The sequence below is a fragment of the Rhodococcus sp. ZPP genome, assembly GCF_017656075.1.
GTDB lineage: Bacteria > Actinomycetota > Actinomycetes > Mycobacteriales > Mycobacteriaceae > Rhodococcus_F > Rhodococcus_F oxybenzonivorans.
On record NZ_CP058639.1, the window covers coordinates 247940 to 272289 of the forward strand.

Sequence of the window (24350 nt, forward strand, 5' to 3'; positions counted from 1 at the left end):
TACGAAGGTCGCGAGCATCTTTCGGTGCCGAGGACGTCAGCAATGGCTACCGGCCGCTTCCCGCCGGAGTTCGCGGACAGTCCGTGCGCCAGGGCGCTGCGACAGCTGCTGGACAACTCCCTTTGCCGCTGCGATGCCGCCGGTCATGCAACACCAGGTACTTGCTGTTCTCGAGCTCCGCGCCAGAGCACTGATATCGATCTGCGATTCAGGGATTGACCAGAGCTTTTCGGGCGTGTGACCCAGATCTCGACAACCCGGCCGACGATCTGTATGGTACATAACATAGCAATATTTAAGGTCCCCTTCGATGAATCGAGGAAAGTGCCCATGACCACCGCGTATGCAGCCGCTCAGGCCACCGAGAAGAAGCAGTCGTTGACGATCATCGACTCCGACGTCCACCCCTACATGGAGAACGGTCTCGCGACTCTGGTGCCTTACATGAGCAAGGCGTGGCAGAACCGCATCGGCAGCGGATTGGGCGGCGGCCACACGGTGGCATCGCAGTTCCACCTGCCCTTGGATTACCTGTACATCAACTCCTCCGGCGGCATGCGTGGCGATACCTCCCGCCCCGGCATGTCCCCGGCCACCGACCCCGCCTTCACCGCCAGCCAGCTTCTCGACGGAGCCGGCATCGATCGGGCGATTCTGCTGTCCGGACACCTGTTGGGTATCGGGGCAATGCCCGATCCGCAGGTCGCCGCCACCATCGCCTCGGCATACAACGACTGGATGTGTGAACGCTGGCTCCAGTTCGACAAGCGGTACCGCGGCGGCCTCGTCATCGCCCCCCAGGATCCCGAACTCGCCGTCAAGGAGATCGACCGGATGGCCGATCGCCCCGGAATCGTCGAGATCTTCATGCCGCTGCACGACATCCTGATGGGCGAGAAGCACTACTACCCGATCTACGAGGCCGCCCAGCGCCACGGGCTCCCCATCTGCGTACACCCCAGTGGTACCGAGAACGTCTACGCTCGCGCCCCCAGGATGGCCGGCACCCCGACGTACTACATCGAATGGCACGCCCTGCTCGGTCAGATCCATCAGGCGAACACCGCGAGCCTGCTGTGCCACGGTGTGTTCGAGCGCTTCCCGCAGCTGAAGATTGTCATCGCCGAAGGCGGCATCGCCTGGATCGCGGAACTGTCCTGGAAGCTCGACGCCGATTGGTACGGACTGCGCGACGAGATCCCCTGGGTCAAGCGGCACCCGAGCGACTATCTCAACGAGAACATGCGGTTCACCACGCAGCCGTTCGTCGAGCCGCCGAAGAAGCAGCATCTGCTTGCGCTGATGGACATGATCAACGCGGAGAAGGTTCTGATGTTCAGTTCCGACTACCCGCACTGGAACTACAACGACCCCACCAACGCCCTCGCCGGCCTGCCGGAGGACCTCCAGCGCCGGATCATGTTCGACAATCCACGGGAGTTCTACGGTGACCGCATCAACTGAGTGGGATACCACAGCCATGAATGTCATGCTGACGACAAACGACACCGAAGTCGACCTCGACCTCGTCGTGCACTCCCGACGGATGCTGACACCGGACATCGTCGCGTTGGATCTTCGGGCGAATGACGGTGCACTTCTTCCGTCCTGGTCCCCCGGCGCACACGTCGAAATGAACCTCGCCAACGGACTTTCACGACAGTATTCCTTGTGCGGCGATCCGGCCGATCGGCAGACGTGGACCGTCGCGGTGCTTCGCGAGCCGAGCAGCCGGGGCGGATCCGACTACATCCACGACAACCTGCCCGCAGGAACGAGCGTCAAGAGCCGGGGGCCGAGGAACAACTTCCCCCTCGAGCCCGCGGGTACCTACAAGTTCGTGGCCGGCGGGATCGGCATCACCCCGATGCTGCCCATGATCGCCGCGGCGGAAGCATCCGGCACTCCCTGGACGCTCCTGTACGGCGGCCGCTCGCTCGAATCGATGGCCTTCCGAGAGGAACTCGCACGCTACGGCGACAAGGTGCGTATTCACCCGCAGGACACCCATGGGCTACTCGATCTGGCGACCGAGCTGGCCAATCCCGCGCTCGGGACCGCGGTCTACTGCTGCGGCCCCGAACCGCTGCTCGCGGCGATCGAGAATCACTGCGAAGCGACTTGGCCTGCAGGAGCATTGCATGTGGAAAGGTTCCGCGCCGATCTGCCGGACCTGACGCACGCCCGTCCGATCGAGGTCGAACTGGCCCAGTCCGGCATGACGCTGACGGTGCCACCCGACAAGACCATCCTCGAAGTGCTGACCGAGGCCGATATCTATGTCGATTCGTCCTGCTCGGAGGGCACCTGTGGGACCTGTGAGGTGGTCGTGCTGGAGGGCACTCCGGAGCATCACGACGTGGTGCTCACCGAGAGCGAACGCGAGAGCGGCGAATGCATGATGGTCTGCGTCTCACGTGCCAAGAGCAAATGCCTCAAGTTGGACCTGTGAAACGCATGGCGCAGCAATGGGCGCAGCCCGAACGGCCCGGATTCGGAGCCGACAATGCCCGGGTAGACAAGGAAAACTAATGGCTTTCGAACTGGATCAGAAGTACCTCGATATTCGCGACGAAGCGGTTGTTGCCGCGGCCGCTGCCGAACCGTTCGCCGTCGAGGCCGATGCGATGAGCACCGCGCACGAGGGCATGCGGAAGGTGCTGGCCGACAGCCGCTTGTGGACACTGACCGTGCCGGCCCGCTGGGGCGGGCGGTTCGAGACTGTCGACCCGCTCGCGGTGTGCATCGTGCGGGAGGTTCTCATGGGGACCTCGGCGCACCTGGACTCGCTCTTCGCCCTGCAGGGCATCGGCAGCTTCGGACTGGCGCGGGCCGGGGGCGACAAGCTCCGGGACGAGTGGCTGCCCAAGGTCGCTTCCGGCGAGGTCCTCGCCGGACTCGGGCTGACCGAGCAGGACGCCGGCTCGGACCTGAAGAACATCGTCACCGAGGTGCACCGGGACGGTGAACGCCTGGTGCTGAACGGCAACAAATCCTTCATCTCCAACGGCGGCGCGGCCGGCTTCTACTGCGTGCTTGCCCGGGAGGACGACGGCCTGAGCTTGTTCCTCATCCCGGCGGACGCACCCGGCCTGACGATTACCCCCACCCCGGAGATCATCGCTCCCCACATCCTGGCCGAACTCGCCTTCGACAACGTCGAGGTCTACGAGGGCAACCGCATCGGCGAAATCGGCAAGGGACTCGAGCATGTCCTCGCCACCCTGGCAGTGTTCCGCGTCTCGGTTGCGGGAGCATCGGTCGGGCTCGCCCAGGCGGCCCTGGACGAGGCTGCACGGCATGCAGGTACGCGCGTACAGTTCGGGCGCCCGCTGGCCAAGCTCGGCGCGGTCGCCGACATGCTCGGTGCATCGTGGGCCGAAGTCGAAGCTGCCCGCCTGCTGTCCTACAAGGCCGCCGACATGGCCCGGGTCGACCCGGCGGCATCCCTGCACTTCAGCTCCATGGCGAAACTCGTCGCCAGCGAGACCGCCGGCCGCGTCACCGACCGCGCGGTGCAAATCTCCGGCCGCTTCGGACTGGTGCGCGACTCCAAGCTCGAGCGGCTCTACCGCCAGGCCCGCCCCATGCGGATCTACGAGGGTTCCTCGGAAATCCTCCGACTCGGTATCTCCAAGACACTCGTGAGCACCGTCCTCACAGCCGATGCGGCCCGCGACGCGACGACCCAGGAAGGGACTCGACGATGAACAACGACGCGGCACGTCAAGCCGTCATCATCGACGCGGTCCGGTCTCCAGTCGGCCGTGGTCACGCCGAAAAGGGAGTTCTCCGGGACGTTCACCCCGCCGACCTGCTGGGGCAGTGCTACGAGGGTGTCCTACAACGGGCGGGCATCGACCCGGCTGCCGTCGACAACGTGATCGCTGGGTGCGCCAACCAGATCGCGCAACAGTCCTCCGGCATTGCCCGTACCGCATGGTTGCAGAAAGGTCTCCCGGCGACCACAGGCGCGACGACGGTGGACATCCGGTGCGGCTCGAGCCAGCAGGCGGCACACTACGCAGCATCGTCCATCACCGCCGGTATCGATAGTGCGGTGATCGCCGCTGGCATCGAGCACATGGGACGCAACGGTTTCCGCGTACACCAGGGTTCGCAGGAGCAGTGGGGTCAGGCGTTCACCGACGAACTACGCTCCCGGTACCCCCTGGTTTCCCAGGGCGTGGCGGCCGAGCGGCTGGCCGACCGCTATGGGATCAGCCGCGCTGAAATGGACGAGTTCGCCGTGCTCTCCCACCACCGTGCCGCAGCCGCCGCCCGGGACGGGCACCTGGCTCGGGAAATCCACCCCATCGATGTCAACGGCACGAAAGTGGACACCGATCAGGGCATCCGCGCCGATTCGACAGCCGAGTCGCTGGCAGCGCTGAAACCGGTCTTCGCCGACTATGGAAAAGTGACAGCCGGGAATTCTTCCCAAATTTCCGACGGCGCAGCCGCTATCCTGCTCGCCAGCGCCCATTTCGCGCAGGAACACGGACTCCGGCCGCGTGCCCGGGTGGTCGACCAGGTGGTCCTCGGGGTCGACCCCGTTGACATGCTGACCGGCCCGATCCCGGCGACCACACGAATCCTCGAACGCAACAACCTGAGCATCCGCGACATCGACGCCATCGAGATCAACGAAGCATTCGCCTCGGTCGTGCTCGCCTGGCAGCGCGAATTCCAGCCCGACATGGACCGCGTCAACTCCTGGGGCGGCGCCATCGCGATCGGGCACCCGCTCGGGACCACCGGCGCCCGACTCCTCACCACGATCGTCAACCGGTTGGAAAACACCGACACCCGCCTCGGCCTCGTCACGATGTGCTGCGGCGGAGGCCTCGGCACCGCCACGTTGATCGAACGAATCTGACCCACCCCAGCCGCCATTCCCCACCACAGGAACGGTCCCACAGCACAACTGGAGCACCACAATGACACGCCACGTAATCGGCAAGTTGGACGAATTTCCCGACGACACCCGCCACGTCGTCGACATCGACGGCGAAGAGATCGCAGTTTTCAACGTCGGCGGCACCTTCCACGCGATGCGCAACGCCTGCCCCCACAAGGGCGCCCCACTGTGCACACTCCCCCCCACCGGCATGATGCTCGAAAGTGCGCCACACGTGTACGAATGGGGCCGCGAGGGCGAAATCGTGCGGTGCCCCTGGCACGGCTTCGAATTCAACCTGTCGGACGGTAAATCAGTCGTCGCGCCCAAACTCAAGCTTCGTGCCCGTGTCTACAAAGTGGACGTCGAGGGCGAGGAAGTCGCGCTCTACACCTAAACGACGTCAAGCTCGCCTTCGCACAATCGCCTGCTTCCGAATGCTCAGCGCTTAGGGAACCGCTCGAGTATCAGATGCTCGTCGAACGCTGAGTTCGGAAACGGCGACCGGTATAACAGGTCTGCCCACAACCTCGGTTCGGCCGAGCCCAAGATCTGCGTTTGTGAAGGAGCGATCCGGTGTCCAGGTCACTTCCCGTGAACCTGGACACCGGCGGATGGTTGGCCTTCGACTGACGGGCGGAATGCAACGACGCCAGGTTCAGATCAATACAAGATGATCTGAACCGACACCATTCCCCGCCGAAACAAGCCGTCCCCCTTCCGCGCGGGCGGTGGGCGGACGAGGAAAACTGCTCAGTGAAGTTGGTTTCGGCTAGGTCCCACAACGCCTGGTTGTGCGGGGCGAGAGATTGAGTAGCGCGAGGTGTAATGCCCGACCCGTGCTGAGCAGGTAAACGGGACACAAGACCGCCGACGAAAGCAGGCCTGCACACGAGCGTGTCCGGCCCGGTTCGCGCGGTCCGAGCCGCGGTCCGGGTGCGTGAGAATGTCGCTGGTGGTCTCGTTGCGGGTCTTGAGCGCAAGATCGGCTGGACGTAAGCCGACCGTGCCGGTGAGGAGAGCCCGGACGGGATGCAGCGGCTGCTGCGAGGGCGGACAGCGACGTTCGACCGGGTCCGTCGCGTTGTGCGTGCCAACGTGGTTGGTTCCTCGGCCACCGCAGCGGGGTGTTGATCGTCGATGACACCGGATTCGGAGAAGAAGGGTACCCGCTCGGCCGGGTTCAACGCCACCGCTCGGGCCCTTCCTGTCGGGTGGAGAACTGTCAAGTCGAGGTGTTCCTTTCCTGGCCTACGCGAGCGCAGCTGGGCACGGTCTGATCGGCCGGGAGCTCCACCTCCCCGAATCGTGGACCTCCGACCGCGACCGGTGCCCGCGCCGCCATCGGTGACGACATCGACTTGCGACGAAACCCGAGCTGGCGCAGCATAGTCGAACGCATCTGGGGCGCCGGTGTCCCGTTCACCTGGGTGACTGCCGGCCAGGCGTACGTCCAGAGGAAGTGCCTACGGGTCTGGCTCGAACAACGCGATGTGTCGTATGTGCCGGCCGGCCGCGGCAAAGACGACGTTCACTCGGACGGTCGCAGCGACCGGGCCGGCGAGCTGATCGATCGCTGCGGTCCCGCCGAAGCAATGGCGCCGGATGATCTCCGCCTGGCGACGGCGCGCACGGCCCGCGGGAGCACTCGGGAGTACTCCTGGGTCGGGTGCCGATCTGCGGTCGTCTGGGTTACCTGGCCGTGGGCACTGGTCACTCGCCCATCAATCCCTCTGCGGGCGGGTCGAGGAGTGCTTCCAGCAGGCCGAGAACGAGGCCGGACTGGACCAACACCACATGCGGACCTACCGAGCCCGGTACGCCCACACACCTTGTTGAGGCTTGTCCTCGCCTGGCTCGCCGGATCGATAGCCGAAGTAAAACGTGGGGAATCTGGATCGTAGATCAGGGCAAGATCGCGTGTATACGCGTTCCCGAGATCCGCCGGCTACACGTCACCCGATCCTGCGACATGCCCACCCCGACGAGCACAACTGATCCTGCTCACGCTGGCGTAGACGCCCAGAGCCGGTCGAACCCGAGTGCGATCACACGAAAAATCAACTCGCCCGTGAGCCGCCATCGGGAATGGCCGACCGAGCGGTTGACGTCCACGCGCACCATTTCCGGCGTAACTCTCACACCCGGAGCGGAGTCGATCCACCGCCCACCGGAACGGCGTCGATCCGAGCCCCCTGGCACGAGGAGAGCTCGGACCGACGACCGCAATTCGTCCTAGGGGCGATCGGTCCGGATATTCAACAACCGCGCCAAGTTGAGACCGAGGATGTTGTCGACGTCGGTGTCGGGCAGACCCAATTCACGGATCGCCTGAATCTCCCGGCTCTGATCCGCCATCGGCCAGTCCGAGGCGAAGATGATCCGCTCGGGACCGTGCGACTCGATCAACTTCCGCACGTCGGAGGGGTTGAGCTCTGCAAGACTCGGCGGCCACGAGGTGTCGAGATAGACCGGCAACCCGACCACCGTGTCGATCGCCGCCTGAAACTGCCGGTAACCACCGAAGTGGCAGGCGATGACGTCGAGCTTGGGAAATTTTCGGACCAGTTCCGCCAACATCGCCGGACTACAGACACCCTCCGAGCTCGCGGTAGAGATGGAACCGATGTGAATAATGACCGCGAACTCCCCCTGCATCGCATCGAACAATTTATCCATGCGCGGGTCGTCGAGAGCGTACTTCTGGAAGAAGGGATGAATTTTCACTCCCTTCAGACCGTGCCGGCGAAGACTGTCGACGTTCTCTTCCACCGACAATTCGGGGTGAACGGACCCAAATCCGATGAAGTAGTCGGGATCGAGCGAACCCGAAAACTTGTTGGCTTTGTCGACGGCTGCACCGTCATTCGCGACGGCAAGGCAGACCGATCGGTCGATACCCGCTGCTGCCATCGATCTCTTGAGACCGTTCGCCGTGCCGTCTCCGCGGCGTTCGAGATCCGGTACCGAACCGGCCAGAGCGCGTTTGGCGACGGCGTCCGGCCACATGTGGGTGTGGGCGTCGATGATCATTGCAGCACCTTTCAGAGTCGGCTGACTTCGCCGCCGTCGATGACGGCGACGGAACCGGTTACGAAGTCGGACAGCGGGGAGGCCAGATACGCCACGAGCGGCCCGAACTCTGCAGGATCGCCCATTCGTCCCGCCGGAATTTTCCTCAGCCGTCGAGCAAGGATGTCCGGTGATTCGGTGACCGCGCTCTGGGCGTCGGTGGTGAATGCGCCGGGCGCGATGGCGTTGACCTGGATACCCTTGTTCGCCCACTCACCCGCGAGCGCTTTGGTGAATTGCACGAGCGCACCCTTGGACGACGAGTACGCCACCAACGTCGGCTTGCCCTTGAGCCCGGATGTGCTTGCAATGTTGATGATCTTGCCGGACCTCTGAGGAAGAAGGTGTTGTGCCGCCGCCCGTGTCAGAACCGCGGGAGCGCGGACGTTGACATCGAAGACTTCGTCCCAGAGCTTCTGAGGTTGCTCGTCGAATCGTCCTGCCGGCGCGATGCCGGCGTTGTTGACCACGATGTCCAAACGTCCGAATGCTTCGACCGCGGCGTCGGCGAGCGCGGCGACCGCGTCCATGTCTCGCATGTCGCATGTCCGCACGGCCGTGCGGTCGGGGTACCGCGCGTGCAGTTCCTCCAAAGCCTCACGCGAGCGTGCCACCAGCAGTACGGACGCACCTTCCTCGACCAGCGCTTCCGCCGCTGCTCTCCCTAGTCCACGGCTTGCACCCGTGACGATCGCGACCTTTCCGCGAAGCTGGAGGTCCATTGATCCCATTCCTTTCGGTGCTGAACACTCGGCGTGATCCCCGTCAGTGAAACCGAACCGGGGTCGCCTCTTGCCAGGCCACATTAACCTGATTATATTTGCCATATTAAACGTCATACGGTGCTGACGCCAGACCCAATTCGCCTGCCCCGAGCAAGCGGTCCCGGCTTCGGCAGCCGGTGGCCGCGCCCCCAGTGAAGGAGAACGCCATGAGTGTCCACGAGACCATGGCCGAAATCGCCCACTCCCCTAGCTCTGCCGAAGAGATGTGGATACCGTGCGGCCCCGCGCCGTCGATCGCCGATTTGTCTGCGGCAATGAAGAAGTCGTGGATGGATGGTGACATATCTTATGTCGAACTCGCCAGAGCAGATCTGGCGGGCGAGCGAATCAGCCAGCACGATGATGCGCAGCACCTCTACCCCTATGACTATCTAGACGGGCCGCTTGTGCTCGACGCGTTGAACTCGCGTTTCCACGTGACCGCTCCTGCCGACGGCGACGCGGAGATTTTCTGGTCTGCACAGTTAACCGCCGTCTCGGTCAGGAACCACTCGTGAGCGTACCGACATCACCGAGCTGGCACTGCTGGCCTCCGGCATGCCTTCAAAGGAGCTTCCCGTGAGCAGAATCCGACTGGTCCCACCCGCGGTGGACGATCCGCAGGACCACGCTGCGCTTCGCGGCGAGGTGCGCGCCTTCCTCCGCGACTGCCTCGACAATGCAGTGTTCACACCCGGCGTCGACACATGGTTGACAGGTTGGAATCCTGAATTCTCCACATCCCTGGCTGCGCGTGGGTGGATCGGTATGACCATTCCCACCAAATACGGTGGCCATGGGCGGTCGCACCTGGAGCGGTTCGCTGTCACGGAGGAACTCTTGGCCGCGGGCGCACCGGTCGCAGCGCATTGGATCGCGGACCGGCAGATCGCCCCGTCATTGTTGAAATTCGGAACCGAACAGCAGAAGCAGCGTTTCCTCCCGGCGATCACCCGCGGTGAGTGCTTCTTCGGCATCGGTATGAGTGAACCCGATTCCGGGTCGGACTTGGCGAGCGTGCGCACGAAAGCTGTTCAGGTGGACGGCGGATGGGCGATCACCGGAACCAAAGTGTGGACCTCCGGGGCCCACCGCGCGGATGCGTTCATCGCCCTCGCCCGGACCTCGCCCAAGGACCCGGACGTCCGCCATGCCGGACTCAGCCAATTCATCGTCGATTTGCGGTCACCTGGAGTCGAGATCAGACCCATCATCTCGATGACGGGAAGCCATCACTTCAACGAGGTCGTCCTCGACGAGGTGATGGTGCCCGACGACATGGTCCTCGGCCGAATCGGCGACGGTTGGCGACAGGTGACCTCCGAACTCGCCTACGAACGCAGCGGTCCCGAGCGATTTCTCTCCACTTTCGCGTTGCTCGCCGAGACGCTGAGCCAGGTCGGTGCCGAACGACTGAGCAGCGACGGTGGCCTCGGGCGTCTGACTGCCCGAATCGCCGGGCTGCACCACATGTCGTCCGCCGTCGCCGGCGCCTTGCACCGCGGTGAGCGAGCGGACAGTGCCGCCGCCGCAGTCAAACTTCTCGGCACCGCAACCGAGGGCGACATTGCGGACTACGTCGATGTGCTCATGGACCGCGACACTCACGCCTGCGACGCCGAGCACTTCGCCGACCTCGTCGACCAGGCCGTGCTGCAACGACCCGGATTCACCCTGCGCGGCGGCACCAACGAAATCCTCGAAGGCGTTGTCGCACGAGAGCTAGGACTGCGCTGATGAACCCACCCACGATGGTCGATCCGGATCTCGTCGAGATGATGGAATCGGTCTTCACCACACATCGCACTGCCCTTCCGAATCCCGTCGAGGAGGCATTCGATCCCAAACTGTGGGAAATACTGGACGACCTCGGCCTCGCACGGTTGACCGGCAGCGAATCCCACGGCGGGAGTGGCGCGAACTGGCCCGCCGCCGCCGCGCTGCTCGGCGCCGCGGCCGCCTCAGCCGTTCCTCTCCCCCTCGTCGAGCACGATCTGCTGGCCGGTTGGCTTCTCGAGACCGCCGGACTTCCCATGGACGGCCGCCTACGAACAGCTTTCCTGCTCACCGAGTCGGATGGCGCGAACGCGGTGCCGTGGGCGCGTGCCGCCGACTTCCTCGTGGCCCTCCGCCGTTCCCCCTCATCGTGGGTGGTGGCGGACATCGCGGCAGAGCGGGCATCGATCACCCCACTGCAGAATATTGCCGGCGAACCGCGCGACACGGTCACCGTCGACATCGACGACGTGCACTGGTCCCCGGTCCCAGATCACGTCGGCGAAACGTTCATCCTGCGAGGCGCTCTCGCTCGCGTCTTACAGGTTTGTGGAGCTATGGAACGGATCGTCGAACTGTCAATCGATCACGTATCCAGCCGCGTCCAGTTCGGCCGACCACTGTCGAAATTCCAGGCAGTGCAGCGCCTGGTCACCGGTATAGCTACCGAGACCGCGCTGGCCCGCGCCGCGGCCGACGCGGCGATTGCCCAGATCGAAAGAGATGGGTGGGCCGCACCGGGCGCTGCCTTCGCTGTGGCGGTAGCCAAGTCCTGTGCCGGTCATGCCGCTTCCACGGTGGTCCGCAATGCCCATCAAGTGCATGGCGCCATCGGCACAACCTACGAGCATCAACTGCACCGATACACCAAACCGGTACTCGCGTGGCGGTCCGAATTCGGATCCGTCGGCCAGTGGGATCGGCTGCTCACCCAGACAGCGGTCGACGCCGGACGAGACGGTGCATGGCCACTGATCGTCGAGGGAGGCTCAGCACGGGGAGTGCTCGACATCATGATGTGAGGATCGCGAACAACCGGCTGTGCGACCCTCGCCGTCGCACAGCCGGTTGGCGGGCGCCGAGCCCGAAAGCTCGACACGCCTTCTGTTCACCGGTTTCACCAACTCGGCCCCGGATGTTCCGTCATGGTGCTGCATGTACGGCGCCGCGCGGAGATGAGTACGACGAACCCCACGTGCGCCGTTGGCGCGGCACTGCATCACAACGCCGATGTGCTCTGCTATCCCGCGGACGGAGAGGTGCGCTCCGATCGGCGGGCCCGACAGATTCTCCGCAGGTCTCCGCGAACATCGACCGCCAACTCTCGGGCCTGCACGCTATCGAGCACCCGGGCGAGACGTGTGAAGTACTCGTTCGGCGATAGTCCGAATTCGACGAAGATCTCGGAGGAACTTCCACCGCCCCAATGCCGCCACTTGACGGCGAAGGCAAGGATATCTGCGTCTCTGTTCATTTCTTACTTCTCTTCGCCGGGCGGCCAGTTCTCGATCATGTGCAAACCGCGTCCGAGGTGTGCGGCGCCGTCGATCTGTAGCAGTTGACCGGTGATCATTCGCCCCGCCGGTGTCGCGAGGAAGGCAACGAGCTCGGCGACATCCTCGGTGGGCGTGGGCCTTCCGGCCGGCACGGATTCGGGGACGACTCGATCACGCAGCGTCGTAGCAATTGCGGTGGGTAACGACTCCGAAATCACCACGCCCGGGGCAAGGCAGTTGGCGCGGATGCCCAGGTGCGCCCACTCGAGTGCCAGGGTTTTCGTCATCGCCAGCACACCGGCGCGGGCCGACAGCGAATGCGCAAGACCAACACTTCCCCGTTCGACTCCGGACAACGAGATGTTGACGATGCTGCCGCCTCGCTGCGCGAGGAACTGCTTGGCCTCCGAAATGACGGTGAAGACCGCATTGAGATTCAGATCAACTACCGACCTGAAGGCGTTGTCGGAAATTTGCTCCGCCGCGGCATAGAACTGCCCACCGGCGTTGTTGACGAGAAGATCCAAGCCGAGTTCGGCCGACGATTCGGAGATCACGGACCGGATCCGAGTGCAGTCGCGGACATCGGCCGCGAACCACCGGAAGCTGCCCTGCGCATTGGCCACCAGTTCTGCCGTGCGCTGCAGCGCGGAGTCGGTGCGACCGATCCCGGTCACCGTCGCACCCAACTCCGCTAACCGCACGCATATGACCCGGCCGATGCCGCTTCCGGCACCCGTGACCACGGCGTGAGTCCCGAGGAGAAGGCTCGGCTGTAACACCTTGACGTCGACGGCCTTCCAGGCCGCCCCTGATTGTCGCGGGTGCGGACGATAGCTCTGCATGCCATTCCTCCCGAACGCGATAGCGGCGACTCCGGGTTGTCTCCCAGCAGGCTCCGAGCCTTTTCGCCCGCCAAGTACCCGCATCCTGCGATAAAAGCCGCAGCAGACTTCAGTACATAACTTATTCATATTTACAGCCCCCGGGTCGTTCGTCAACCCTGGGAGATGTGATGCTTCGGAAGAGGTTCACCGGGTGGCCGGAGTGCCTCCCGGAGGGGCTCGAAGCGCTCCGCCGTCACCTCACTGCGAAATAGGCCGGCCGCCAGCCAGCAGGCGGCTCACCTTCCGGCCACGGTAGATGACCACGACACCTCGATCCAACGGCCACCTACAGTGGTCCTCATCGCAGATCCGACCCGCCGCCCAGGCGCACGGTCTCGAAGGATTGAAGAGTGCATTCTCGCCCGATGCCACAGCAGATGGGCCGGGCGGGGAGGATGGACCACGAGTCAGAGTGTGGAAATGTATGATGAACATATGCCAGAAAAGAAGGCGGCGGCCAGGTCCACTACGACGAGTAGTCGCATACGCACCGGTCGTCCCTCCGCCTCCGGCGACACGCTCACCCAGATTCTGCCACTCTTCCGTGACGTCACGCCACTCACCCGCCCTCCAGAGATGCCGCAGAAGCGGGGCGAGATGATCGCTCAGCGCATCGTGCGGATGATTCAGGAACAAGGCTTGAAGCCCGGCGACCCGTTGCCGGTCGAATCGGAAATGTACGAGTTCTTCGGTGTCGGAAGAAGCACGCTTCGGGAGGCTCTGCGAGTACTCGAACAGCAAGGCGTGATCGTTATCCGACCGGGCCGAGGTGGCGGACCTACCGTGGGACTGCCCGACTCCCGCCACCTGGCGAGCACGCTAGCCCTGTTGATGCAGTTCTCCGACACACCGTTTCGATCCGTACTGGAAACTCGTGAACACCTCGAACCAATCGCCGCTGCCCTCTGCGCACAGAACGGTGACGACCGGGTCATCGGCGGACTCCGCCAATCCGTCGACGCCATGCGAACGAATCTCGCCGACGAGAGTGCATTTCTCTACGAGAACCACAGATTTCACGAACTGATCGCCGAAGGTGCGCAGAATCACCTGATCTCCTATTTTCTCAACTCGCTCGACTGGATCATCGACGGAGCCCGCTTGGGAGTCGTCTACAGCCAGACCTCCCGAAAACATGTCGCGGTGATCCACGACCAGATTTGCGAAGCAATCGAAGATGGGGATGCTGATCGCGCTCGGGTGGCCATGGCCGAGCACATGGCCGAGACCCGTGCCTACTTCGAACGAAAGCATCCCAAAGTGATGAATCAGGCGCTGACGTGGGAGATGTACGGCCAATAAGGTAGCAACTATTTCGCCACCAACCCCATCTGGCCTGCGAGCAGGGCAACGACCGGCTCAACCCACCCTCCGCACCTGGACTCGTCTCCGCGGCCGCGCCGCAGACCCGTTCTCCATCCTGATCATGGCCGGTCAGGGCTGGGACAGTCTGTAGTCCACCGCCGTTCTCGACGGAATCCGCGTGCCGGCTGCGGCCAGCCCCGGTGGAAAGAGTCGCTGGGCGACAGCAGGTATTTCGAACGGACGGCGGCGGGGTCAGTCGATTCTGGAGGACCCTGCTGTGAGTGCGGGGTCACGGCAGGGCTGACGAAACGCCGCCCCTAACTCGCACGACCGAATCCCGTCCACAAAACACTGAGACGCGACCTTTAGACGAGTCAGGTGAATTCGGATCCATCACGGAGTGACAGGCTGCGATCGACCACTCGGCATTCGCGAGCAACCGCTCGAGCCGGCTGTACCGCTCACGCACCCCTCGACTTCCTTCGCGGCATCGGCATCCATGCCCGAGTACTGGCGACGCCAGTTGTACGACGCTGCCGCCGACACCCGAGCTCGGCCGCGGTCTCCTCGCCCTTCCCGCCCTCCGCCGCCCACTCGTCGTCCCGTCTCCGATTCGCTGGGCAATCAGGACTCTAAAACAACCGAACCTACTCAGAGGGGACACGCCAGCTCCACAATCACCCCTGATCAAGAGCGAACGTGATGGCCTGATCCGGCCCCAACCGTGATCCTTTACGATGCCGGGATTGGAATGTGCTGTCGCCGAGACGATCACGAGTCGATAGTTCACATTGATTGTGATAAATCTGCAGTTCGTGAAATACCACAGGTGAACTTCCCGCCGCGGATCCGAGTGACTCTGCCGCGCCTAACAGAATAGCGGCCCGGTCTGCGTCCCCATCGTGATCGGCGACCCACGCGAGAATTTCTAGGCCCAGGGCGGATACAAGCGGCCCGTCGATGAGACGACACAGCTGCAGGCTCTCCTGCGCATACCGTGCTGCTTCAGCGAAATCACCCCGCCGGAACAGCGAGACAGCGGTACCCCACAGAGAAAACGATCGATTGACCGATTCACCGCGCGCCCCGGTAATGTCGAGTACCTCTTGATGGCAGGCGATTGCACGCTCGCTGCGGCCCCCCAGTTCGTATGCCAATCCGAGTATCACAAGGATCCATATCCGCACTGCCAGTTCATCCTGCTCATCGAAGGCCTGGAGAACCTGTTCAAGTCTGTCGGACGCCTGAAGCGGATCGCCGTTGTACAAGTCGAAGATGCCTTTGGCGTGGGCCATACGTACTTGGTTGACAGGATCCGGATCTTCTGCAAGTAGTGCCTCCCCAACCGAGATGAGCCTTGCTCCGGCGGAAAGATCGCCCTGTATCTCCGCGAGCACGCTATCAGCGTAGAGAGCTTTGATTCGATCCGCCGAAGCCCGTATCGGCCGGGTCTGTAGGGCCCGGTCCAGCCAAAACCTGCCAGCGCTGAGGAGGTTTCGGGAAAGCCAGAAAGGAAATAGCGCCGCAGTGATTTCGAGTGCGGAGTTGGATTCGTGGTCATCGGACTCGAGTACAGCGAAGTCAATAGCTTCACGCAGGTTCGATTGTTCGCGGCCGAGCCGCCCGAGCCATTCGAGTTGACGGACACTGATCCAATCATTCTCCGCGTTGAGCACTAACCGGCGATACCAATCAAGATGACGGCGGCGCAGTTGCGAGTAAGTTCCCGAGGCATCTGCCTTCATTCGCCCGAACTCACGGATCGTATCCAGCATCCGAAATCCAACGACAGCCCCTTGCTCCTCGCGGATCAGAATCGACTTGTCGACCAAGGAAAATACGCCGTCGAGCAGGTCGTCTCGGTCGATGTCCGAGCAAATTCCTTCTGCTGCATCAAGCTCGAAATTGCCGGCGAATACCGATAGGTTCGTCCATATCTGCCGCTCGAGCGGGGTACACAGGTCGTAGCTCCACTCGACACAGAGGAGAAGGGTGCGCTGACGCGCGGGCGCCGCACGACGTCCATGGGTCAGGAGTTTGTAGCGATCAGTCAATCGCTGCTCGATCTGATCGAGGGACATCGCGCGTAACTGGGCTGCCGCCAGTTCAATTGGAAGAGCTAAGCCATCGACTTGTCGACAGATTTTTACGACGGTATCGATGTTGTCATCGGAGAGCTCGAATCCCGGCACTGCGGCTGCCGCACGTTCCTCGAACAACGCGATGGCATCATAATTGGGCGATGCCAGCAACGCGGGCTCATGATCGGCGTCGGGTGTCCTCAAGGGCGGCACACGCAAGACAGACTCGCCGGCGATGTTCAACGGCTCGCGGGAGGTAGTCAGGATCGAGATATCTGGACAAGTTCGAAGAACCGTTTCGGCGAATCGTGCTACCGGTGCGATCACATGCTCGCAGTTGTCCAACACAATCAAGAGCTTCCGGTCCATCAGGAAATCGACAACCTCGTTCATCGGATCCGAGTGACCCGTTCGAAGACCCAGAATTCTCGCAATCACCTCGATAAGGACGCTTTCGTCTAACAGTTCACCGAACTCCGCCAACCACACGCCGTGCGGAAACTCGCTGCGCATGTCGGCGGCAAGCCGCAGCGCAAGACGCGTCTTCCCCACCCCGCCAATACCCGTCAACGTAACGAGCCGTGCCGTGTCGAACATGTGTTTCGCGTCGGCGAGTTCGTCCTGGCGACCGACGAAGCTGGTTACCTCCAGAGGGAGGTTCCCTCTTCCACTCTGAAACGGAGTACGGCGACGTGCGTGCCCCTCCGTGGATGCTCCCCCATTTTCATCTCGACGGCCTATCGGCGCCGACGGCTCATCAACCTGGAGGGCCATCTCGTCGACGTCGAGGCCTTTCCGGGCTTGGATGGCCCGGAGTTCGTCGCCGAACTCGACGGCGCTACGGGGGCGGTCACCGGGATTGCGAGTCATCGCGTGCTCGATTGCTGCGGCGATGTCTTCTGGAATGTCGTATTCGCGCAGGTCAGGTACAGGCTGCCGCGTGATGCGGACGAATTGTGCCATCATTTGCTCTCCGGAGCGGCGTTCGAACGCCGCGTGGCCAGTCAACGCACAAAAGAGAGTTGCGCCGATGCTGTAGACGTCCGAGGCCGGAGTCGGCGGAGCACCTTTGAGGATTTCAGGAGCCGTGAATGCCGGTGAAGCGGTGATCGTGTCCTTCGAAGTTTCGAACGCGTCCCTAATGTGCGCGATGCCGAAGTCAGTGAGGGCTGGCTCTCCGTAGCTGGAGAGAAGAATATTCCCCGGCTTGATGTCCCGGTGCAAGATCCCGAGTCGATGCGCAGTTTCTACGGCACCCGCGATTTTTACTCCCATCCGCAAGACTTGCTCCTGGGAAAGAGGACCTTTCTCTCGAATCCATGTATCCAGCGAGTCCAAGGGGTGGTAGGGCATCACGATGTATGGGTGGCCGCTTGCCGTGGTGCCGACGTGAAGCACGTTGACGATGTTGGGGTGTCCGGTCAGACGACCCATCGCGCGTTGCTCCCGGAAGAATCGCGCCAAGTTCTCGTCGTCGATGGTTCCGGTAAGGACCTTGACTGCGACCGTGCGGTCCAAGGAGGGTTGCAGACACCGGTAAACCACTCCGAACCCGCCACGGCCGACCTCGTAGGCCTCGGTCAAACCTGCCGAACTCAACTCACGCTCCATCGCGGCGACGTCCCGCCGTGTCACCACCCCATCGCCCTCACCCATCACACCACTCACAGTTCAGCTGGCGATTTCAGCTGCGACGGCCAACGGTGTACTTTTCTACGGCGCTGCCACGGCGTAACGAAATCACCAAATATCAACTTTTTATCGAATCTACCCGCCGCCCGACGCGGATCCACAGAGGCCAACGTTGGGCGGTGCTCTTACGGGTCGAGATCGGCGTCGTCGAGGATCACGGGCAGGTCGGCGAGGCAGCTTGTCCGCCTCGTCCATCGAGGCCGTCGAGGATGTCGGTGACATCTCTCAGAACGGCTGTGGGCGTCGCGGCTCCCGCGATCCCGCGGTCGTAATACCCCTGATCCAGCTCGACTTCCGCGTTGTCGACGGCGGCCACGACAACGGGTGTCACCGTGCTTCGGAGTGGCCGCGCGGGGGGCTGCCGGTGCACCGGGGCCTTACCGGTCTGATGGGCGCGAACGATCGCCGCGACGGACTGGCTGGTCAACGCCGCAGCCGCGAACGGTGTGTATGCCCCCAACCGGTCGATCGCCATCAACAACGGCCGATCGTCGAAGCGCTCGACGAGGGCGTGCTGCCTGTCATCTTCGACGACGGCGCCCCTGCCCGGTTGGCCTGCGAGCAGCTCCTGGTCGGCTGGCCTGCGAGCAGCTCCTGGTCGGCTGTCACCGGGCCGCAGCCCGCTGGCTCGCCGCTCACCCGGTCGACATGCCCGGAGCACTGTCGGCACCATGGGCGTGAACTCCGATAACGGATCGTCGACGGCCAGTGAGAGGAGTTCACATGGTTCATCCACGCCCGGTACGCGGGCACCACTACTGGGAGCAGCAGGTCTCGGCCGAGCAGCACACCCACCGACGCACCCGACGCCCCTTCTCCCCCGCCGGGAAATAGTCCGGCATCGCTGGTCGAGCACTACCACCCCACCAGCGGCGCAAAGGAGCGCACCCACGCGTCCGAGCAGGACGATCCCCCGGACTGACCGCCCCAGCTCACAGTCAGGTGCCCCAAATGACGCACCAACCAAAATGATGACAAGACAGAGACATATAGGTTCTCGTCGACGGATTCTCGCGATCTTTTCGGAATCCTCGGGTTTTCATGCTCCATGCTGATTTTGAGCTGCGGAGATGCCTAGGCAAGGGCCTTCTACCGAGACATCCCACGCGAGTCAGACGTCAAGCAGCTACCGGTTGAGCCGGGACTGGATAATCGGGCCATGCGGCGTGATCGTCCCAGGGTTCGTCGTGCTGCAGGCACCACCACAAGCGTCCGAGGAGCTTGTTGGCGAGGTTGCGCAGCGCGGCGTTGTGGTGGTCACCGGCGGCGCGGCGTTTGTCGTAGTGGGCGCGGGCTCCGGTCGATCTGGTGAGCGTGGCGAATGCCCACCAGTGGCATGCGTCGCCGAGTCGTTTGTTGCGGACCTTGCGGGCCTTGACGTAGCACGAACGCCCGGAGGCGCGGGTGATCGGCGCGGTGCCCGCGAACGCACGCAACCCCGCCGGGCTGGTGAATCGTGTCGGATCGTCGCCGATTTCGGCGAGGACTCGAGCAGCCAGGATTGGACCCAAGCCGGGGACGGACCGCAGGATCGACGCCTGTGGGTGGGTGTCGAATGTTCGGCCCAGTTCCTTTTCCAGCCCGTCGACGGCCTGGTGCATCGAGGCGATGATGCCCAACAGTCCGGTGACCGCCTGCCCGAGCGAGGCCTCGACCTGCGGTGGCTGTCGTAGTGTCGGTGCCTTCAGGTCGGTGAGGATCTGTTCGATGAGGCCCGGATCGTTGCGCCGGCCGCAACGTCCGAGAAGAGTTTCGAGACGTCGGCGGGTGAGCCTGCGACCCGCCGACGGGGTGGGCGCAGCGGTGAGCACGGTCAGTGCGGCGCGGTGCTTCAAGTTCGGAAAAGCCTGCAGGGACTGGGGATAGAATTCGAGCAGTACCGACCGGAGCCGACTGATGGTTTGGTGCAGGGCCCAGATGGCCTCCTGATGTTGGCGGGCCAGTGCCTTGACCGCTCGTCCGTGCTCGCTGACGGCCGGCAGCGTTCGGTGCGTGTCCGGGTCGGTGCGCAGAATGTTCGCCAGAACCGCGGCGTCACCGGGATCCGATTTGCCGCCGGCCTGGCCGTGGCGTTCGCGGTAGCGGGCCACCGCCCGTGGGTTGATCGGATAGACGGTGAAGCCGACCTCGGCGAGGGCCACGACGAAGAGGTTCTTGTCGGTTTCGATCGCTATCGGAGTGTCCTTCGGGCTGCCTCCGTTCGCGGCAATCAACCGAAGTAGTGCATTGAATCCGTCTGCGCCGGTGCCGATTCGCGCTCGTGCGACGATGTGTCCGGTGTCGTCGGCGAGGGCGATGTCGTTGTGTGCCTCGGCCCAATCGATTCCGCAGGTGATACCCATGTGGTGTCCTCCCTGTGTCGGCGTCGTCCCTGTCGGTGAGATCGGGGTGGTGCGGCGACCTAATGGACAGCGCTCGCGGGCGCGGCATCTCACAAGCCGATCACCTCTCCCCGGGGCGACTGGCAGGGCCACCGTCTACGTTGCGAGACCTCTCGCGCAGTCCGTGTCGTCAACAGCAGTGGTCACCTGTCAGCAGCTCACCGCTTCAGACTGCGCCCGGATCGGTGAAATCTCAGTGACCTCCTGCCGGTCGCTTTTCGTGTCGGACCGGGGTCCGACTCTTCCATTACGTGAAATCCGGAAACCGACACGGAAACGTGGAACCTAAGAAAACAGGGTGTAGGCGAACTGCGGTTGCGCGAAACTTGTCGTCGAGGAATATCGTTGCGCGCTCAGAACGCTCAGGTTCCCAACATATTTCGGGGCGCACTCCCCGGCAGGTGGTGCTGGAGATTTGCTCAGGCGAGGGCGCGCTGGTCGTCTCTGCCGTCGAGTTGCTCGGCGTAGCGGACGAGGGCGGCGGTGGTGCGTTCGATGTGCTCGCGCAGCGCCTGGGTGGCGCCGGCTTCGTCGCGGGCGACGGTGAGCTCGGCGATGGTCTTGTGCTCGGCCGCGATGTCGCGGGTGGCGTCGCGGGCGAATTCCTGGGACCAGTGCTGGTAAAGCTCGGCGCAGTCGCGCAGGCCGGTGGCGATGGCCTCGAGCCGTGAGCTGCCGCAGCCGGCGAGCAGGGTGTGGTGGAAGTCGCGGTGGACGATGGTGAAGGCCGGGTCGACGTGCCCTTCGCGGGTCATCATGGGGGTGTGGGCCAGCGCATGGTGCGTGGCGAGAACCGAAGCCTCCCAGGCCAGGTCGCCGTGCTTGATCGACTCCGCGAGTGCCAGGGTCTCGATCAGCACACGGGTCCGTGTCAGGTCCTGCAGGTCGTCGATCGTGAGTGTCGCGACGGCGAATCCGCGCTGAGGTGTCGCCTCGACGAGGCCCTCGCCGGCCAGTCGGATCACGGCCTCCCGGACGACGGAGAGGCTCACGCCGTATTGCTCGGTGAAGTCGTTCATCTTGAGCTTGCTCCCGGGCGCCAGTTCACCGCTGAGGAGGTCGCCGCGGATGCGGTCGTAGACCTCCTGGACGCGCGTGGGCTTGGCGGGAGTGTTGGTCATGCGGTCAGTCTACGGAATCCATCCGAATATCGGTATAGGAAGAAATAATCGATTTTCTGTTGACACATCGATGAGACCTGGAGCACACTGTGATCCAGGCAATACACCTGCCAGGGCCGCAGCGCCGGGCCGTCGCACCCCTCTCGACCACTGATCCGGCGGTCCCGATAAAGGAGACATTCCATGACTGACATCCAGGTTCCCGTTCTCATCGTGGGCGGCGGTGGCGCCGGTCTCACCGCGTCGATGACGCTGTCCAACCTCGGCGTCGACTCGCTGCTGGTGAGCTCGCTGCCGGGCACCTCGACGCTGCCGAAGGCGCACGTGCTCAACCAGCGGGCGATGGAAATCTTCACCGAGGTGGGTGTGGCTCCGGAGATCTACAAGCGCAGCACCCCGGCGGCGAACATGCGGGCGAACGGCTGGTACGCCGGCCTGGCCGGCGCCCACGACGGCTACGGCCGGAAGCTGGGCGAGCTCGAGGCGTGGGGCGGTGGTTACACCGACCCGGACTACGTGGCGGCGAGTCCCTGCCGGACCTGCAACCTGCCGCAGATCCGCCTCGAGCCGGTCCTGAAGGAGCACGCCGAGAAGCTGAACCCGGGTGGGATCCGGTTCAACCATGAGCTCATCGATCTGGTCCAGGACGCCGACGGGGTGACCGCGACCGTGCGGGACAAGGACGCCGACGCGACCTACCAGGTGCGCTCGCAGTACCTGATCGCTGCCGACGGCGGCCGGACGGTCGGCAAGCTCGTGGGGGTGGAGATGAACGGTCCGCGGGACATCATGAAGATGGTCTCGATCCACATGACCGCGGACCTCTCGCGGTGGGCCACCGACGATGACGTGCTGATCCGCTGGCTGGTCAACCCCGACTTCGGCGGCTCGTGGAGCGGGGTGCTCGTCCCGATGGGCCCCGACCACTGGGGCCCGGCATCGGAGGAGTGGGTCTTCCACATGCAGTACGCCACCGACGACCCGGACGCGATGCAGGAGGAGAAGGTCCTCGCTCGGATGCGGGCCTCGCTCGGTCTTCCGCCCGAGCTGGTGCCGACGGTGCACCGAATCAGCCAGTGGGTGATGGAGGGCGTCATCGCGGACAAGTTCCGCCAGGGCCGGGTGTTCTTCGCCGGCGACGCCGCGCACCGCCACCCCCCGACCGGCGGCCTGGGCCTGACCTCGGCGATCCACGACGTCTACAACCTGAGCTGGAAGCTGGCCGCCGTCCTGGCCGGCCGCGCCGGCGACGGCCTGCTGGACACCTACGAGGCCGAGCGTAAACCGGTCGACCAGAACAACATCGACAACGCGATCGCCAACGCGATGAACCACTTCACGATCGACCAGGCCCTGGGCCTCTCAGCCGAGAAGACCCCGGAGGAGAACTGGGCCGAGCTCGCCCCGCTGTGGCACGACCTCCCGGAGTCGGCGGCCAAGCGGCACGCCCTCAACCGGGCGATCGGCTCACAGACCATGGAGTTCCGCCACCACAACGTCGAATTCGGCTACCGCTACGACTCCACCGCCATCGTGCCCGACGGGAGCCCGGAGTACGTGCCGCTCGACCCGGTCCGCCTCTACGAGCCCAGCACCAAGCCGGGCCACCCGATGCCGCACGCGTTCGTCGAGCGCCGCGGCGAGCGGATCCCGCTCGGCACCCTCGTCCACGGCGGCAAGTTCCTGCTCCTCGCCGGTGAGGAGGGCCACGCGTGGGTCGAGGCCGCCGACAAACTCGCCGCCGAGAACGACCTCCCGCTGGTCGCCGGGACCGTCGGCGTCCTCGACTCCGACTTCATCGACGTGCGCTGCGCCTGGTTGAAGAACCGCGGCATCTCCTCCACCGGCGCCGTCCTGGTGCGCCCCGACCGATACGTCGCGTTCCGCGCGAGCGAGGGCGTGGCGGACCCGCGCGCCGCGCTCGAAGACGCCCTGTCCCAGGTGCTCTCGACCGAGCTCCGCTGACCCCGAATCTCACAAGGAGAATCCCCCCATGCGTATCGCCAACCTCGCCGGACGGCTCGTCCTGGTCACCGACACCGGTGCCGTCGACGTCGAAGAGGCCAGCCGGGGCCAGTTCGGGCCCGACCCGACCGCCATCTACCGCCGGTGGCCCGACTTCACCGCCTGGGCCGCATCGACCGAGCTTCCGTCCGGCCGGTCCTACGACGAGACCGAACTCGGCGCACCGGTGCCGGAGCCGGGACAGGTGTTCGCGATCGGCCTGAACTACCGCGCGCACGCCACCGAGAGCGGGTTCGACTTCCCGGTCGAGCCGCCGGTCTTCACCAAGTTCCGCACCTCGATCACCGGTCCAGTCGGTGATCTCGCCCTACCGGGGAAGACCGTCGACTGGGAGGCCGAGTTGGTCGTCGTCATCGGCCGCGAGGCCCGCCATGTCGCCGCGGCCGACGCGTGGGACTACGTCGCCGGCCTGACCGTCGGGCAGGACTACTCCGAGCGCACGCGGCAACTCGTCGCGCCCGCACCGCAGTTCAGCCTCGGCAAGTCGTTCCCCGGCTTCGCGCCGATCGGCCCGGTCGTCGTCACCCTCGACGAGCTGCCGGACCCCGCAGACCTCGAGATCGGCTGCAGCATCAACGGCGAGCAGGTCCAGAAGGCCCGCACCAGCGACCTGATCTTTTCGGTCCCGGTTCTCATCGAGCGGCTCTCGGCGGTCCTGCCGCTGCAGCCGGGTGACCTGATCTTCACCGGCACACCCAGCGGCGTGGGCGGCGGACGGAACCCGAAGCGGTTCCTCGTCCCCGGCGAGGAAGTCGTCACCTGGATCGAGGGCATCGGCACACTCCGTCAACGATGTGTGCCCGGCCCCCCGTACACCACCGCATCCGCCTCGTAAGAGCTGACAGGGAAG

General features: G+C 64.1%; 19 protein-coding genes and 1 pseudogene. 12 read left to right on the top strand and 8 right to left on the bottom strand.

Annotated features, from left to right (window positions below):
• The first annotated feature begins 330 nt into the window (after nucleotides 1–330).
• The 6 genes and pseudogenes from HYG77_RS32435 to HYG77_RS32460 all read left to right on the top strand — a co-directional run.
• A complete protein-coding gene (locus HYG77_RS32435) occupies nucleotides 331–1464 on the top strand; it encodes an amidohydrolase family protein (RefSeq protein ID WP_208963751.1) in 1134 nt (377 codons plus the stop codon).
• A gap of 82 nt (nucleotides 1465–1546) precedes the next feature.
• Nucleotides 1547–2452 (top strand): PDR/VanB family oxidoreductase, encoded by a 906-nt coding sequence (locus HYG77_RS32440; protein WP_244461527.1) that lies wholly within the window; start codon nucleotides 1547–1549, stop codon nucleotides 2450–2452.
• Nucleotides 2453–2531: 79 nt separating this feature from the next.
• The gene (locus HYG77_RS32445; RefSeq protein ID WP_208963752.1) at nucleotides 2532–3710 is read left to right on the top strand and encodes an acyl-CoA dehydrogenase; all 1179 of its coding nucleotides are present in this window, start codon (nucleotides 2532–2534) and stop codon (nucleotides 3708–3710) included.
• Nucleotides 3707–4879: a thiolase family protein gene (locus HYG77_RS32450; protein WP_208963753.1), complete on the top strand. Its 1173-nt coding sequence runs from the start codon at nucleotides 3707–3709 to the stop codon at nucleotides 4877–4879. Before HYG77_RS32445 ends, HYG77_RS32450 begins: the two co-directional genes overlap by 4 nt.
• Nucleotides 4880–4940: 61 nt before the next feature.
• A complete protein-coding gene (locus HYG77_RS32455; protein WP_208963754.1) occupies nucleotides 4941–5297 on the top strand; it encodes a Rieske (2Fe-2S) protein in 357 nt (118 codons plus the stop codon).
• A gap of 536 nt (nucleotides 5298–5833) precedes the next feature.
• Nucleotides 5834–6804 (top strand): annotated as a pseudogene (locus HYG77_RS32460) (transposase); the annotation flags it as partial.
• Nucleotides 6805–7135: 331 nt separating this feature from the next.
• Here the strand turns inward: HYG77_RS32460 and HYG77_RS32465 are convergent.
• Nucleotides 7136–7933 (bottom strand): amidohydrolase family protein, encoded by a 798-nt coding sequence (locus HYG77_RS32465; RefSeq protein WP_208963755.1) that lies wholly within the window; start codon nucleotides 7931–7933, stop codon nucleotides 7136–7138.
• 11 nt (nucleotides 7934–7944) lie between these two features.
• Nucleotides 7945–8694, bottom strand: coding sequence for a glucose 1-dehydrogenase (locus tag HYG77_RS32470; RefSeq protein WP_208963756.1), 750 nt, complete (start codon nucleotides 8692–8694; stop codon nucleotides 7945–7947).
• A gap of 209 nt (nucleotides 8695–8903) precedes the next feature.
• Between HYG77_RS32470 and HYG77_RS32475 the strand changes: the two genes are divergently transcribed.
• The 3 genes from HYG77_RS32475 to HYG77_RS32485 all read left to right on the top strand — a co-directional run bounded on the left by HYG77_RS32475 (nucleotide 8904) and on the right by HYG77_RS32485 (nucleotide 11534).
• Nucleotides 8904–9254, top strand: a complete 351-nt coding sequence (locus HYG77_RS32475; protein ID WP_208963757.1) for a hypothetical protein — start codon at nucleotides 8904–8906, stop codon at nucleotides 9252–9254.
• A 61-nt stretch (nucleotides 9255–9315) separates the two neighbouring features.
• A complete protein-coding gene (locus tag HYG77_RS32480; RefSeq protein ID WP_244461452.1) occupies nucleotides 9316–10473 on the top strand; it encodes an acyl-CoA dehydrogenase family protein in 1158 nt (385 codons plus the stop codon).
• On the top strand, nucleotides 10473–11534 hold the full coding sequence (locus HYG77_RS32485; protein WP_208963759.1) for an acyl-CoA dehydrogenase family protein: 1062 nt from the start codon (nucleotides 10473–10475) through the stop codon (nucleotides 11532–11534). Before HYG77_RS32480 ends, HYG77_RS32485 begins: the two co-directional genes overlap by 1 nt.
• A gap of 218 nt (nucleotides 11535–11752) precedes the next feature.
• Here the strand turns inward: HYG77_RS32485 and HYG77_RS32490 are convergent, their stop codons facing one another.
• Both HYG77_RS32490 and HYG77_RS32495 read right to left on the bottom strand, forming a co-directional pair.
• Nucleotides 11753–11986, bottom strand: coding sequence for a DUF3263 domain-containing protein (locus HYG77_RS32490; RefSeq protein WP_208963760.1), 234 nt, complete (start codon nucleotides 11984–11986; stop codon nucleotides 11753–11755).
• Between the two features lie 3 nt (nucleotides 11987–11989).
• Nucleotides 11990–12853: an SDR family oxidoreductase gene (locus HYG77_RS32495; RefSeq protein WP_208963761.1), complete on the bottom strand. Its 864-nt coding sequence runs from the start codon at nucleotides 12851–12853 to the stop codon at nucleotides 11990–11992.
• Nucleotides 12854–13330: 477 nt separating this feature from the next.
• Here HYG77_RS32495 and HYG77_RS32500 point away from each other — a divergent pair, with 477 nt between their 5' ends.
• Complete coding sequence (locus HYG77_RS32500; protein ID WP_208963762.1) at nucleotides 13331–14197, top strand: FadR/GntR family transcriptional regulator; 867 nt, start codon at nucleotides 13331–13333, stop codon at nucleotides 14195–14197.
• A 680-nt stretch (nucleotides 14198–14877) separates the two neighbouring features.
• Here HYG77_RS32500 and HYG77_RS40780 read toward each other — a convergent pair.
• The 4 genes from HYG77_RS40780 to HYG77_RS32520 all read right to left on the bottom strand — a co-directional run bounded on the left by HYG77_RS40780 (nucleotide 14878) and on the right by HYG77_RS32520 (nucleotide 21475).
• Nucleotides 14878–17937, bottom strand: coding sequence for a protein kinase (locus tag HYG77_RS40780; protein ID WP_208963763.1), 3060 nt, complete (start codon nucleotides 17935–17937; stop codon nucleotides 14878–14880).
• A 190-nt stretch (nucleotides 17938–18127) separates the two neighbouring features.
• On the bottom strand, nucleotides 18128–18709 hold the full coding sequence (locus tag HYG77_RS32510; RefSeq protein WP_208963764.1) for a hypothetical protein: 582 nt from the start codon (nucleotides 18707–18709) through the stop codon (nucleotides 18128–18130).
• A 382-nt stretch (nucleotides 18710–19091) separates the two neighbouring features.
• Nucleotides 19092–20315, bottom strand: coding sequence for an IS110 family transposase (locus HYG77_RS32515; RefSeq protein ID WP_208963765.1), 1224 nt, complete (start codon nucleotides 20313–20315; stop codon nucleotides 19092–19094).
• A gap of 458 nt (nucleotides 20316–20773) precedes the next feature.
• Nucleotides 20774–21475 carry a GntR family transcriptional regulator gene (locus HYG77_RS32520; protein WP_208963766.1) on the bottom strand — a complete coding sequence of 234 codons (702 nt, stop codon included), beginning with the start codon at nucleotides 21473–21475 and terminating at the stop codon, nucleotides 20774–20776.
• A gap of 183 nt (nucleotides 21476–21658) precedes the next feature.
• On the opposite strand from HYG77_RS32520, the gene HYG77_RS32525 reads away from it, so the two are divergent.
• Both HYG77_RS32525 and HYG77_RS32530 read left to right on the top strand, forming a co-directional pair.
• A complete protein-coding gene (locus HYG77_RS32525; protein ID WP_208963767.1) occupies nucleotides 21659–23440 on the top strand; it encodes an FAD-dependent monooxygenase in 1782 nt (593 codons plus the stop codon).
• A 28-nt stretch (nucleotides 23441–23468) separates the two neighbouring features.
• Nucleotides 23469–24335, top strand: coding sequence for a fumarylacetoacetate hydrolase family protein (locus tag HYG77_RS32530; RefSeq protein WP_208963768.1), 867 nt, complete (start codon nucleotides 23469–23471; stop codon nucleotides 24333–24335).
• The last annotated feature ends 15 nt before the right edge of the window (nucleotides 24336–24350 follow it).